This is a genomic window from Mesorhizobium sp. B4-1-4, assembly GCF_006439395.2.
Lineage (GTDB): Bacteria > Pseudomonadota > Alphaproteobacteria > Rhizobiales > Rhizobiaceae > Mesorhizobium.
Window position 1 is genome coordinate 4495841 of sequence record NZ_CP083950.1, and the last position, 13481, is coordinate 4509321.

At 64.5% G+C, this 13481-nt stretch carries 11 protein-coding genes; 5 read left to right on the forward strand and 6 right to left on the reverse strand.

The genetic code is table 11. From position 1 onward, the window contains the following. Nucleotides 1-8 precede the first annotated feature (8 nt). From FJW03_RS21640 to FJW03_RS21655, 4 genes are all read left to right on the forward strand, one after another. Nucleotides 9-3488, forward strand: a complete 3480-nt coding sequence (locus tag FJW03_RS21640; RefSeq protein WP_140760918.1) for a helicase-related protein — start codon at nucleotides 9-11, stop codon at nucleotides 3486-3488. A gap of 13 nt (nucleotides 3489-3501) precedes the next feature. After that, complete coding sequence (locus FJW03_RS21645) at nucleotides 3502-3888, forward strand: RNA-binding S4 domain-containing protein (RefSeq protein WP_140694943.1); 387 nt, start codon at nucleotides 3502-3504, stop codon at nucleotides 3886-3888. A gap of 235 nt (nucleotides 3889-4123) precedes the next feature. Then, complete coding sequence (gene fdxA / locus FJW03_RS21650) at nucleotides 4124-4462, forward strand: ferredoxin FdxA (protein WP_008873823.1); 339 nt, start codon at nucleotides 4124-4126, stop codon at nucleotides 4460-4462. Between the two features lie 370 nt (nucleotides 4463-4832). Further along, complete coding sequence (locus FJW03_RS21655) at nucleotides 4833-5414, forward strand: CarD family transcriptional regulator (RefSeq protein WP_010911999.1); 582 nt, start codon at nucleotides 4833-4835, stop codon at nucleotides 5412-5414. A gap of 92 nt (nucleotides 5415-5506) precedes the next feature. On the opposite strand, the gene FJW03_RS21660 is transcribed toward FJW03_RS21655, so the two are convergent. From FJW03_RS21660 to FJW03_RS21670, 3 genes are all read right to left on the reverse strand, one after another. Further along, nucleotides 5507-6280, reverse strand: coding sequence for an amino acid ABC transporter ATP-binding protein (locus FJW03_RS21660; protein ID WP_140760920.1), 774 nt, complete (start codon nucleotides 6278-6280; stop codon nucleotides 5507-5509). Next, nucleotides 6277-6957: an amino acid ABC transporter permease gene (locus FJW03_RS21665; protein WP_140608243.1), complete on the reverse strand. Its 681-nt coding sequence runs from the start codon at nucleotides 6955-6957 to the stop codon at nucleotides 6277-6279. Before FJW03_RS21665 ends, FJW03_RS21660 begins: the two co-directional genes overlap by 4 nt. Nucleotides 6958-7294: 337 nt before the next feature. Then, entirely contained in the window at nucleotides 7295-8068 is a 774-nt protein-coding gene (locus tag FJW03_RS21670) for an amino acid ABC transporter substrate-binding protein (RefSeq protein ID WP_140760922.1), read from the reverse strand. A gap of 316 nt (nucleotides 8069-8384) precedes the next feature. On the opposite strand from FJW03_RS21670, the gene FJW03_RS21675 reads away from it, so the two are divergent. Further along, nucleotides 8385-9248 carry an RNA polymerase factor sigma-32 gene (locus tag FJW03_RS21675; protein WP_140694934.1) on the forward strand — a complete coding sequence of 288 codons (864 nt, stop codon included), beginning with the start codon at nucleotides 8385-8387 and terminating at the stop codon, nucleotides 9246-9248. A gap of 91 nt (nucleotides 9249-9339) precedes the next feature. Here the strand turns inward: FJW03_RS21675 and FJW03_RS21680 are convergent, their stop codons facing one another. From FJW03_RS21680 to thiP, 3 genes are all read right to left on the reverse strand, one after another. Beyond that, entirely contained in the window at nucleotides 9340-10746 is a 1407-nt protein-coding gene (locus tag FJW03_RS21680) for a M48 family metalloprotease (RefSeq protein ID WP_226890428.1), read from the reverse strand. Between the two features lie 322 nt (nucleotides 10747-11068). Then, a complete protein-coding gene (gene thiQ, locus FJW03_RS21685; RefSeq protein WP_140760927.1) occupies nucleotides 11069-11851 on the reverse strand; it encodes a thiamine ABC transporter ATP-binding protein in 783 nt (260 codons plus the stop codon). Then, the gene (thiP, locus tag FJW03_RS21690; RefSeq protein WP_140760929.1) at nucleotides 11844-13466 is read right to left on the reverse strand and encodes a thiamine/thiamine pyrophosphate ABC transporter permease; all 1623 of its coding nucleotides are present in this window, start codon (nucleotides 13464-13466) and stop codon (nucleotides 11844-11846) included. The genes thiQ and thiP overlap by 8 nt, the downstream gene beginning before the upstream one ends. Nucleotides 13467-13481 lie beyond the last annotated feature (15 nt).

The following is a 13481-nucleotide window of genomic DNA, read 5'->3' on the forward strand; positions in this document are numbered from 1 at the left end:
CCGAGCCGATGAACATCCAGCCGAAACACACCCAGCCGCTGATCCTGTCGGGCCGCGACGTGACCGCCGTGCTTGGGCCGACCAACACCGGCAAGACCCATCTCGCCATCGAGCGCATGGTGGCGCACGAAACCGGCGTCATCGGCCTGCCGCTCAGGCTGCTGGCGCGCGAGGTCTACAGCCGCGTCTGCGAAAAAGTTGGCGCCCACAAGGTCGCGCTGGTCACCGGCGAGGAGAAGATCCAGCCGCCAGGCGCCAAATACTCGGTCTGCACCGTCGAAGCCATGCCACGCGAGACCGACGCCGCCTTCGTCGCCATCGACGAGGTGCAGCTCGCGGGCGACCTCGAGCGCGGCCACATCTTCACCGACCGCATCCTGCATCTGCGCGGCCGCCAGGAAACGCTGCTCCTCGGCGCGGCCACGATGCACGGCATCCTCCAGCGCCTGCTGAAGGGCGTCTCGGTGGTGACACGCCCACGGCTGTCGCATCTGGCCTATGCTGGGTCCAAGAAGCTGACCCGCCTGCCCCGGCGCACTGCAATCGTCGCCTTCTCCGCCGACGAGGTCTATGCCATCGCCGAGCTGATCCGGCGCCAGCAGGGCGGTGCGGCCGTTGTGCTCGGAGCGCTCTCGCCCCGTACCCGCAACGCCCAGGTGGCGCTGTTCCAGTCCGGCGATGTCGACTATCTCGTCGCCACCGATGCCATCGGCATGGGCCTCAACCTCGATCTCGACCACGTCGCCTTCGCCCAGAACCGCAAATTCGACGGCTACCAGTATCGCAACCTGACGGCGGCCGAACTCGGCCAGATCGCCGGGCGCGCCGGCCGGCATCTGCGCGACGGCACTTTTGGCGTCACCGGCCAGGTCGATCCGCTTGACGAGGAGCTGGTCAACAAGATCGAGAGTCATGACTTCGATCCGGTGAAGGTGCTGCAGTGGCGCACCGCGCATTTCGACTTTGCCAGCCTCGATGCGCTGAAGCGCTCGATCGAGACCAACGCGCCGGTCGAAGGCCTGACGCGCGCGCTGCCGGCGGTGGATGCCCAGGCGCTCGAATATCTGTCGCGCGACGGGGACATCCGCGCGCTAGCCACAGACGCCAAACGCGTGGCGCTGCTGTGGGAGGCCTGCGCGCTTCCCGATTACCGAAAGATCGCCCCGGCCCAGCATGCCGACCTCATTGCGTCGATCTACATGGACCTCGCCCGGCATGGCCATGTCGACGAGAATTACATGGCCGAGCAGGTGCGCCGCGCCGACACCACCGAGGGCGACATCGACACGCTGTCGCACCGCATTGCCCAGATCCGCACCTGGACATTCGTGTCGAACCGGCCCGGCTGGCTGGCCGATCAGGCACACTGGCAGGAAAAGACGCGTGAAATCGAAGACAGATTGTCGGATGCGCTGCATGAGCGGTTGACGAAACGCTTCGTAGACCGCAGGACTTCCGTCCTCATGCGGCGCCTTAGAGAAAATACCATGCCTGAAGCCGAAATTAGTCCTACCGGAACCGTCCTCGTCGAAGGCCACCATGTCGGTGAATTGCAAGGGTTCCGCTTCACCGCCGACCAGAGCGCCGGCGGCGAAGACGCCAAGGCCGTGCGCACGGCCGCCCAGAAGGCGCTGGCCGCCGAGTTCGAGGCGCGTGCCGAACGCTTCGGCGCCTGCGCCAATGGCGACCTCGCGCTTGGCTCGGACGGCATGCTGCGCTGGATCGGCGCGCCGATCGGCACACTGGTCTCCGGCGAGGATGCGCTGAAGCCGCGCCTCGTGCTTTTGGCCGACGAACAGCTGACCGGGCCGGCGCGCGACAAGGTCGCGGCGCGTGCCGAACGTTTCGTCAATTTCCAGATCGAGTCGCTGTTGAAGCCGCTGGTCGATCTGAAGAATGCCGACCAGATTTCCGGCATCGGCCGCGGCATTGCCTTCCAGCTGGTCGAGAATTTCGGCCTCATCAACCGCCGCGACATCGCCGAGGAGATGAAGTCCCTCGACCAGGAGGGCCGAGCCGCCCTTCGCCGGTTGGGCGTGCGCTTCGGCGCCTACCATGTCTTCGTCCCGGCGCTGATCAAGCCGGCACCCGCCGGGCTGGTGACGCTGCTGTGGGCGCTGAAGAATGACGGCAAGGACAAGCCCGGCTTTGGCGACGTCGTCCACGCGCTGGCGTCGGGCCGCACCTCGGTGGTCATCGACCCGGCCTTCGACAAGGCCTTCTACAAGCTCGCCGGCTACCGCAATCTCGGCCGCCGCGCCGTACGCATCGACATATTGGAGCGGCTGGCCGACCTGATCCGCCCGGCGACCAACTGGAAGCCTGGCCTCGGCCAGCGTCCGGATGGGGCCTATGACGGCCAGTCCTTCATGGTGACACCGCCAATGATGTCGATCCTCGGCGCCACCGCCGACGACATGGAAGAGATCCTGAAGGGTTTGGGCTATCGTGCCGAGCCGAAGCCGGCGGCGGAAGTCAAGGCACGGATCGAGGCACAGGACAATGCAGCGCGGGAAGCCGCAGCCGCCAAGCTCGCGGCGGAGGAAGCCGCCCGCGCAAAGGCGGCGGAAGACGCGGCTATAGATGTTGCAGCGGAAGCGTCCGTCGAAGGTTCGGAACCTGCGTCTGATATGGCCATCGCTGTGGGTCCGGCATCCGAAACCCCTGCCGCCGATACCGTCGAGGCCGAACCCGCCGCGGAAGAGCCCGTGGCCGCACCAGTTGAGGCAACGCACGAAGAAGCTCCGACAGCCGAGGCCGTGGTTGAGTTGCCTGCCGAGCCCGCACAGGCAGAATCTGCGGAGATCGTAGAAAACCAGCCTGTTGCCGCCGCCGAAAGCGCCGACGCCCTTACCTCCCCCTCGATGGGGGAGGTCGCGGCGCGAAGCGACGCGGGCGGGGGTGACAGCGCCGACGATGCCGGCAGTGCTGAAAGCGCTGGCGCTGTCCCCACCCCGGCGCTGCGCGCCGACCCTCCCCAAGAGGGGGAGGGTGAGACCGCCGAGGTCGCGCCGGAAGCCGAAGCGCCCAAGCCGATCCTGTTGTGGCGGCAGGCTCGCTTCGACCAGCGCCCGCGTCATCGTGAAGGCCGCGGCAATCGCCCGCAAAATGGGCAGGCGCGGGGCCGGCGCGATGCACCGGTGGGTGCCGCCGCACAGACACCAGGCGCACCTGGCGAGCGCCCCGCCCATGAAGGGCGGCGTGACGGCGCCGGCAAGCCGCGCTTCGATCGTTCCAAGTTCAAGCCCAAGCCGCAGGGCGAAGGCGAACAGCGCCGTGACAGCCGTCCGCAGGGCGAGCGTCCCGACCGCCGCGAGGGCCGACCGGACTGGAAGGGCGGCAGGCCGGAAGGCAAGAGCGGTGCCGACGGGAACAGGGGCGGCAAGCCCGCCTTCCAGCCGAAGCCGCGCGAGGAGCGTCCGGTCCGCTTCGATCCGGACTCGCCCTTCGCCAAGCTCGCCGCCTTGCGCGACCAACTGAAGAAATAAGCTCGGCGCCGCGATGGTTGCTGAAGGCCGCCAGCGCATCGACAAATGGCTGTTCTTCTCGCGCGTGGTAAAATCGCGTTCGCTGGCGGCCAAGCTGGTCGTCGCCGGCCGCGTGCGGATCAATCGCGACAAAGCAGCGCAGGCCTCCGATCTGGTCAAGCCCGGCGATGTGCTGACCATCACGCTCGACCAGCGCATTTTCGTCTGGAAGGTGCTCGGCGCGGGTGTGCGGCGCGGCCCGGCAGAAGAGGCCCGCACCCTCTATGAGGACATGTCGCCACCGCCCGCACCGAAGGGCGAGGCGCTTCCCGACGCGATTCCGGCGCTGCGCGAGGCCGGCAGCGGCCGTCCGACCAAAAGAGAGCGCCGCCAGACCGACCGCTTGCTTGGCGAGGATTGAGGCTTGCCGCCGAGAGCGCGGTTGGCGGTTTTCGGGCGCGACGGACGCAGGACGGAACGGAACCCGGCAAACAAGACGCTCCGCGAGACGTCACCGCCCCTTGCTGTGCTCCGCAGTCTGGAATTTCATTCCGAAACCCCGACCCAAGCAGGTATGGCCGCCCTTGCAAGCAGCGGGCAAAGGCGTTACCTGACGGAAAAAGCCCAATAAAGCTGGGACGTTCCGGAGCCGACCGATGACCTATGTCGTGACCGACAATTGCATCAAATGCAAATACATGGATTGCATCGAGGTCTGTCCGGTCGACTGTTTCTACGAAGGCGAGAACATGCTCGTCATTCATCCCGACGAGTGTATCGACTGCGGGGTCTGCGAGCCGGAATGCCCCGCCGACGCGATCAAGCCCGACACCGAGCCCGGTCTCGACAAATGGCTGCAGATCAACACCGAATATGCCGAGAAATGGCCTAACATCACCGCCAAGAAGGAACCGCCGGCCGACGCCAAGACCTTCGACGGCGAGGCCGGCAAGTTCGAGAAATATTTCTCCGCCGAACCTGGCGAAGGCGATTGACAGCGCTACTGTTCAGACTGGTATGACGCCGCGTAAGAGGCACGGCACATGAACCGCCTTGACAGGCGGCGGTGATCTGTGGCCTTCGCTTGTGTAGCAAAACCTTGATTCTTCCGACTTTTTGTGTTACATCAGCGAACCATGCCGGTGACACAACGTCGATTTATGGCGCAGACGCCCCAAATCACTGAAAGGTGAAAATCCCATTCCGGACCAGAGCGATCTGGGCCAGGCGGTCGCAATCGTGCGGTTTGCCGGTCCTAGCCTTTCCGGTGGGTTCATCTGTTGTGCGGCTAATGATCGGGATTTCCCGGTCACACCAGTTCGGGCCGGCAGGACGCCGGTTCCACAACAAGGAGTTCAGGGCGTAATGGCAACGATCACCCCGCAGAAGAAGTCCACTGGAGCGCGTCACGGTTTCAAGACCGGCGAGTACATCGTCTATCCGGCGCACGGCGTCGGCCAGATCGTCTCGATCGACGAGCAGGAAGTGGCCGGGCACAAGCTGGAACTGTTCGTCATCGACTTCCAGAAGGACAAGATGCGCCTGAAGGTGCCGGTCGCCAAGGCGACCTCCATCGGCATGCGCAAGCTGTCGGAAGAGGATTATGTCGAGCGCGCGCTGAAGGTCGTGCAGGGCCGCGCCCGCGTCAAGCGCACCATGTGGTCGCGCCGCGCCCAGGAATACGATGCCAAGATCAACTCGGGCGACCTGATCTCGATCTCGGAAGTCGTGCGCGACCTCTATCGCGCCGACAACCAGCCGGAGCAGTCCTATTCCGAACGCCAGCTCTACGAGGCGGCGCTCGACCGCATGGCCCGCGAGATCGCGGCTGTCAACCGCATGTCGGAAACCGAAGCCGTCCGCCTGATCGAGGTCAATCTCAACAAGGGCCCTAAGCGCGGCGCCAAGGCCGACAATGAGGAAGCCGAGCAGGAAGAAGCTGCCTGAGCCTTTTCGCTTTGAATTCGAAAAACCCGGCCTCGCGCCGGGTTTTTTGTTGCGGGGCGTCTAAGGGCGTCTGACCTACGGAAATCTCTCGCCTACCTCTCGCCTCCGCCTTCCCTCTCCGCCTCCTGCTTCAGCGTGGCGATGAACCGCTTGGTCCGCTCACGCTCCGGATTGCCGAACAGCACAGCCGCCGGCCCCTTTTCGACCACAACGCCGGCGTCGAGGAAAACCACTTCCCGCGCGATCTTGGAAGCCAAGCGCAAATCATGCGTCGCCATCACCATGGTCGTGCCTTCGCTGGCAAGCTGGCCGAGCACATCGACCACCTCCTGCGCCAGTTCCGGGTCGAGCGCCGAGGTCGGCTCGTCGCACAGCAGCACTTTCGGCGACGGGGCCAGCGCCCGGGCGATCGCCACCCGCTGCTGCTGGCCGCCTGACAGCGTCGCCGGCCAGGCATCGGCCTTGTGCGCCATCCCGACTTTTTCCAGCAGGGCGAGCGCTCGCTCGCGGGCCCTCTCGGGCGACCATTTGAGCACCGTCACCAGTCCTTCCATGACATTCTCCATTGCGGTGCGGTGCGGAAACAACTGAAAATTCTGGAACACCATGCCGGTCTGCAGGCGCAGGCGTCTTATGTCCGCGGCCGGCACCTTGACGCCCGGACGGAACGCGAGAGACTCGTCGCCGATCCGCACCGTGCCCGATGTCGGGATCTCCAGAAGGTTGATGCAGCGCAAGAGCGTGCTCTTGCCGCCGCCCGACGGGCCGACAAGCGCGGTAACGCTGCCTTCGGCGATGGCGACCGTTACCCCCTTCAGCACCAGATTGTCGCCGAAGCGCTTTTCTATGTCGGTGAGGCTGATCATGAGCGTGCCTCCAGGAAGCCGCCATAGCGGTTGAGCCGTTCTTCCAGCCGCGTCTGCAGGGCAGACAGCACCGAACTCATCGCCAGATAGAGGATCGCCGCCTCGACATAGAGGATCAGCGGCTCATAGGTGGTGGCGACGATGCGCTGCGCCGCCTGGAACATCTCCGGCACGGTGATGGCGGCGGCCAGCGAGGTATCCTTGACCAGCGAGATGAAGGTGTTGGAGAGCGGCGGCACCGCGACGCGGCCTGCTTGCGGCAGGATGGTGCGCCGCATCGCCTGGCTCCAGGTCATGCCGATCGAATAGGCGGCCTCCCACTGGCCCTTCGGCACCGAGCCGATGGCCGCGCGGATGATTTCCGACGTATAAGCGCCGATATTGAGCGTGAAGCCGATCAGTGCCGCCGTGAAGGCGTCGAGCAGGATGCCGACCGACGGCAGGCCATAGAAGATCAGGAACAGCTGCACCAGAAGCGGCGTGCCGCGGAAGATCCAGACATAGAAGCGCACCAGCGCGACCAGCGGCCTTGGCCCGAACAGCCGGCCGAGTGCCGCGCCGAGGCCGACGGTCAGGCCAAGGACGAAAGACAGCAGCGTCAGCGGCACGGTGAAGATCAGGGCAGCCCAGAGCAGCGAAGGCAGCGACTCCAGCATCAGTTGCAGCCAGTGCAGCACGAAAGACCCTCCAGACCAGAGCAATTCCAGGAAAAGTGCGTGGCGGCTTTCCGTCCGGAATTGCGTAGAAACAAAGAGTTAGAGCGGATCACCGATTCTATCAAACGCTGAACCGCTGTGTCGCCCAAAGGTGACCCCAGGTTTGGGGGACCGACATGCATATAGACAAAGACCTGAAGCGCGTCGCATGAATCCGTTTCGACGCGACGCGCTTTAGACGAGGCAGTGTGACCGAAGTGCGAATGCAGGCGCCATACCACGACAAAAGCGGCGAGCCGTCAAAGACGGCCCGCCGCGCTGGATGGGTTGCGGGCCCGAACCGGCCCCGCTGCGTGATTTACTTCGAAACGTCCTGGCCGAAATAGGTGTCGGCGATCTTCTGATAGGTGCCGTCGGCCTTGATGTCGGCCAGCGCCTTATTGATGGCCGCGACCAGCTCGGGATCGCCCTTGCGCACGATGACGCCGGAATAATCGGCGTTTTCCTCTTGCGCTGCGATCTTCACATTGGCGTCGGGCTTGTGCTTCTTGAAGTCGAGGAAGGACAGGCTGTCGTTGATGGTGGCGTCGGCACGGCCGGTCAGAAGCAGCTGGATCGACTGGTCGAAGCCATCGGTGCCGACAAGCTCTGCGCCATTCGCCTCGGCCAGCTTGCCGAAATTGGAGGTCAGCGACTGTGCCGACTTCTTGCCCTTGAGGTCGGCGAAGGTCTTGATGTCGGTATTGTCGCCGCGCACGATCAGCACCGCCTTGGAGGCGATGTAGGGGTCGGAGAAATCGTACTTGGCCTTGCGTGCATCGGTAATGCCGACCTCGTTGATGACGGCGTCGTAGCGCTTGACGTCGAGACCGGCGATCAGCCCGTCCCACTTGCCTTCGAGGAACTCGACCTTGACCCCGAGCTTTTCCCCGATCGCCTTGGCGATTTCGACGTCGAAGCCGACCAGCGCGCCGGACGCATCATGATAGGTGAAGGGCGCGTAAGTGCCTTCCGTCCCGACCTTGATGACGCCAGCCTGCTTGATCTGGTCGAGATTGGCACCGGCATGGCCCGATGCGACGGCCAGGGCCTGCAGCGTTCCGGCGACGATAAGCGACTTGAGCCATTTCATTTTTCTGTGATCCCATCCTTGGCCTGATGTCAGGCATGTTGTGAGGGCTGGAAAATGCCAGATGTCAGCAGAAAGAATAAGGAATCTAATTTCAAAAACAACGAATTTCCGAAACCATATTCTCCAAAATGGATTTCTTCGCGCATTCAAAGGGCAACTGTGCTGAAATCGCGCGCGCAGGATAGCTTCGCTGCCCGCGCCAGCGGAACCTTTCTCGCGCGTGGCAGTTTTGGCTGTTGTAGGGCACGACGCCGTGATTTCAACCCGGTGTCTCCAAGCAGACGTCATTCGCATCGCCTGAGCCAGGGAGCGCCTCATGATGGAAGACACGGCAGGACGGATAATGGTCCGCGCGGCAATGAAGGCTCCCTACCTCGAACGGGACGAAGAGCACCGGCTGGCCTTGCTCTGGAAGGAGGACAACGACCAGAACGCGTTGCACTGCATAACCGTGGCCCATATGCGGCTGGTCATTTCCATGGCCTCCAAATTCCGCCATTACGGCCTGCCACTCGGCGATTTGATCCAGGAAGGGCATGTCGGCCTACTGGAAGCCGCCGCCCGCTTCGAGCCGGAACGGGAGGTGCGGTTTTCGACCTATGCGACCTGGTGGATTCGCGCCTCGATGCAGGACTACATTCTGCGCAATTGGTCGATCGTGCGTGGCGGCACGAGTTCGGCGCAAAAGGCGCTGTTCTTCAATCTCAGGCGCTTGCGTGCCCGTCTGGCAAACGGCGCCGAGCCGCTTTCCAACGAAACCCTCTATCGCGAAGTATCGGTGGCGCTCGGCGTTTCCGAAGCTGATGTGGCGATGATGGATTCGCGGCTGTCGGCGCCGGATTCCTCGCTCAACGTGCCGCTTGCCGATGATTCAGGCGCCACCGAACGGATGGATTTCCTGGTCTCGGACGACCCGCTGCCCGACGAGATCGTCGGCGACAAGATCGACGTCGCGCGCCGCTCGCTCTGGCTGAAAGCCGCTCTCGCCGCCCTCAACGCCCGCGAACTGCGCATCATCGAGGAAAGGCGACTGACCGACGAGGGCGCGACGCTCGAGGCACTCGGCGAGACCCTCGGCATCTCCAAGGAACGCGTCCGCCAGATCGAGGCGCGCGCCATGGAAAAGCTCAAAGTCGCGCTGGTGAAGCAGAATCCAGAATTTCTGGCGACAGCAGCCTAAAGCAATTCAAGGAAAAGCGCGTAGCGGTTTTCCGTTCGGAACTGGGTAGAAACCAAACGCTGAACCGCTCTAATATCCCGGCAACAACGGGCTACTTGTCGGTGACAATCTTGACCTTGTCACCGGCCGAGACCGCGGCCCCCGGTGACAACGCATTGAGCACCCGGAACAGGTCGAGCTTGCGATCGACGCCCACCATTTGCGCGGCAAGCGAGCCCATGGTCTGTCCGGGCTGCACGGTGAGCACGCGGATATGCAGCGGCTTGAGCGCCGCCTTTTCCGCGGCACTCAGGGTCCGGAACGACCCGCTGACCGACCGCGCCACCGAATCCAGCGAAGTGCTGGCCGAGGGGGCCGCTGTCAGCAGCCGATAGACCTGGCCGCCGGCACGGATCACCGCGATGTCGAACTGCCAGCCTTGCGCGCCGGCATGCGCGGTCGCGGCGTCATTGCCGTTGATCGTTTCCTGCTTGACGGTGCTGTCGTCGAGGCCAGCCACCCAGCCACTTCTGATGTAGTCAGTCAAGGAGCGGTTCTTGTCGATCGAAACGCCATCGAAGCGGATCGCTATGTCGCCTGGTCCGGTCGCCGTCACCGCCGCCGCCGAATTGTCGATGATGAACCCATCCGGCACCGTGAACGACACGCCGAGGCCCGGATGCAGGAAGGTCTCGCCCCGCACATATCCTTCCTCCGGCGTGTCGCCATAGAGCAGGCCGTCTATGCCGGCGAGGAAGGAATCGCGGTCGCGCGTGCCCACACCCGGGGCGCCGAACTGGCGGGCGTGGCGCTGCGCCAGGTCGATGCGCTGCGGCGTGTTGGGATGCGTGGCCAGGAAATCCAGACTGGCGTCGGTGGCACCGCTGATCGAACGGAAATCGGTATAGGCCGACATCGACTGCAGGAAGCGGCCGGCGGCGTAAGGGTCATAGCCGGCCTCGCCGATCGACTTGATGCCGATGGCGTCTGCTTCCAACTCCTGGTTGCGCGAGAACTGCGCCAGCCGGAGCTTGCCACGGATGAGTGCCGCCTTGGCGGTCGGGCTATCGCCAAGCACATCCGAGACCACCTTGGTCGCCAGGCCTTCCTCGGCCTCCAGCTGCTGGCGCTGCAAGCCGTGATTGGCTGTGACATGGCCCATCTCATGGGCGATGACGGCGGCGAGCTCGGACGAATCATTAGCCAGCGCCAGCAGGCCGCGTGTGACGTAGAGATAGCCGCCCGGCAACGCGAAGGCGTTGACATTGGGCGAATTGAGGATGGTGATGCGATAGGTCTGGGTCGGGTTCGCCGACACCACGGTCAGATTGCCGACGACCTTGGCGACCATGCGCTCGAGTTTGGGATCGGAATATTCGCCGCCATAGGTCGCTAGGATGCGCGGATGCTGTGCCTTGGCCAGTTCGGCAAGCTTGTTGTTGGCGGCGACATTGTCGACCGTGATCGGCTTGTCGGATGGTTGGAAGCCGGATTCCTGGACTTCCGGAGGCGTGAACATCTGGCAGCTTGCCAAGGCCACGGCGAAGCCGGCCAGCGCCAGAAAGCGCGCCAGCGGATTCCTTCTTGGTCTGTCAACGCCGATCGCCAGAACGGCTTCCTTTCAGGTCCCGGCGCATGACCACGAAAATCGGAGGCGATCTTCGGAACGTGTCATGCGCAAAAAACAAACTGCTACAGCATCCGTCACGCGTCCCTCGAGGCGCGCGGCGAATACTGCAGGCAAATCACGGCGTGTGCCGGACCAGTAGGGCGGACCTAGCCACACTACTTTGACCATGGCAAGCAAGCGCCCCATCGCCCTGAGCTGGTTTGACCGTAAATTATGTCCGCTTCCGGGCAATATCTCGTGATACGGCATCCCCAGCACCTGAACCGATGTAGCGTCGGAATGCCTCCGGACCAGCCCCGGCAAAGAAATCGTCCGCCTTGCCGATCGCCGCAACAGCGCCATTGTCCAGAAACACCACATTCTGGCCGATGCGCCGGGCATCCTGCGGCTGGTGCGTCACGAACAGCACCGTCATCCCACGTTCGGCATGAACCCCGGCAACCAGGTCGAGCATGTCGTCGCGCAAGGCCGGCCCGAGCGAAGCGAACGGTTCATCGAGCAACAGCACTGGGCGGTCGCGCACCAGCACGCGCGCCAGGGCAACGCGCTGCCGTTCGCCACCGGAAAGTTCGCGCGGCAACCGCTTCTCCTTGCCGGCAAGACCGGTGCGCAGAAGCGCCTCCGCGATATCAGTGCGGTCGGCCTCGGTCAGCCGCAGCGACGGCGAGCGGCCGAGCCCGACATTCTGCTCGACGGAAAGATGGGCAAACAGATTGTTCTCCTGGAACACCATCGACACCGGCCGCGCCGAGGGTGGCTGGGCGCTGACATCCGTCCCACCGATCAGCACCCGGCCGGACCGGGGTGTCTCGAACCCGGCGACCAGGTTGAGCAACGTCGACTTCCCCGAGCCGCTCGGTCCCATGATGGCGATGATCTTTGTCGCGGCGAAATCAACATCGAAAACGAGCGGCGCTTCGCCATAACTGAACGATACGTGGTCCAGCCGCACCGAAGCGCCTCTTTCAAGCCTGCTGGCCGCCCCGTCAGGCATCCCGGTTCTTCTCCCTGCCCATCCAGTGGGCCGCCATGACCAGAGCCAGGCAGACGAGGCCGAGCAGCAGCGCTAGGCCGGCGGCATCCTCGGTACGATAGCTGCCCATGCGCGCCAGGAGAAGGTAGGGCAAGGTCTGCACGGAATCACTGCCGAACAGCGCGATGACCCCGAGATCGCCGAGCGACAGCGCCATGGCGAAGGCAAAGGCGGTGGCGAGCGGACGCCGCAGCGATGGCCAGTCGATCAGCCGCAGCCTGGTCCAGCCGAAAATCCCAAGTTGCGCGCAGAGCCGTTCGTGGCGTTCGCTCCCCGCATCATAGGCGGGGCGGACGGCGCGCAGCGCGAAAGGCATCGCCATAACCGCATTGACGGTGACGACCATGACCGGAGCGATGGCGAAGACATCGCCGGCATGGCGCAGCAGCAGGAACCAGCCGGCGCCGATGACGATCGGCGGCACGACCAGGACAAACCCCGCGCCGGTATCCGTGGCATATTCGAGCACTGTTCTTGGTCCGGCGCGGCGATCCAGCGCCAGCGCCCGGCGCGCCATGGTCAGGGCCAGCGACAGCATCACCGAAAGCAGGGCCGACAGGAAGGCCAGCGCAGCACTGGTCAGTGTCGCCTGCCGGACAGTGGCCTCGCCGGCCAGCTGGCCGAGATCGGCGCCAAGTCCGGCGACCACGGTGGCCGCCATGGGCCCGACAACGAACAGCAGCGCCAGCGCGATGAACGCTCCATTCAGCCACGCCTCGGTGGCCTTGACCGAGACATAGCGGCGCGGCGCGACCGGCAGGTTGGTGTCGCCGACGACATTGGCGCCGAGCCGCGTCAGCGCCAGCACGATGATGAAGGTCAAGCCGATCTGCAGCAATGTCAGTGCAACGGCTCGCGCGGGATCGAAATCGAAGCGCAATGCCTGGTAGATGCCGACCTCCAGCGTCGTCGCCGCCGGTCCGCCGCCAAGCGTCAGCACGATGGTGAAGGATGTGATGCAGAGCATGAAGACCAGCCCGGCGACGCCGGGCAAGGCGGCGCGCAGCGTCGGCCATTCGATCAGCCGGAATGCCGGCCCCGCGCCCATGCCGAGCTGGTTCGCCAGCCGCCATTGGTCGGCCTGTATGGTCTGCAGCGCTTCGAGGAACAGCCGCACGCCGAGCGGCAGGTTGAAGAAGACATGGGCGACCAGAATGCCTGAGAGCCCGTAGATGCCCGGCCAGCCCTCGCCGCCGACCGCGCTGAATAGACCGGCGAAATAGCCGGCGCGGCCGTAGAGCGCCAGGATGCCGAGTGCCGCGACGATCGCCGGAAGCGCCAGCGGCACGGCGAAGAGCTGCAGGATGAAGGCGCGGCCGAAAAAGCGCGGATGCCGCGACAGCGCCCGCGCCACGAACAATGCCGGGAGGACCGAAAGAAGCGTCGAGAGGCCTGCCTGCCACAGCGTGAAGCGCACGACGCGCAGCAGATAGGGATCGAAGGCTGCCCAGGCGCCCGAAAGGTCACCGGCGCCTTCGACGAGCAGGCCGGCAAACGCGCCACCGATCAAAAGGGCGATTGCCATAAGCGCGATGACGCCGGCGGTGACGCGGGGATCAGAAGACGCGCGTTGCATGCTGGGCCGCCAGTT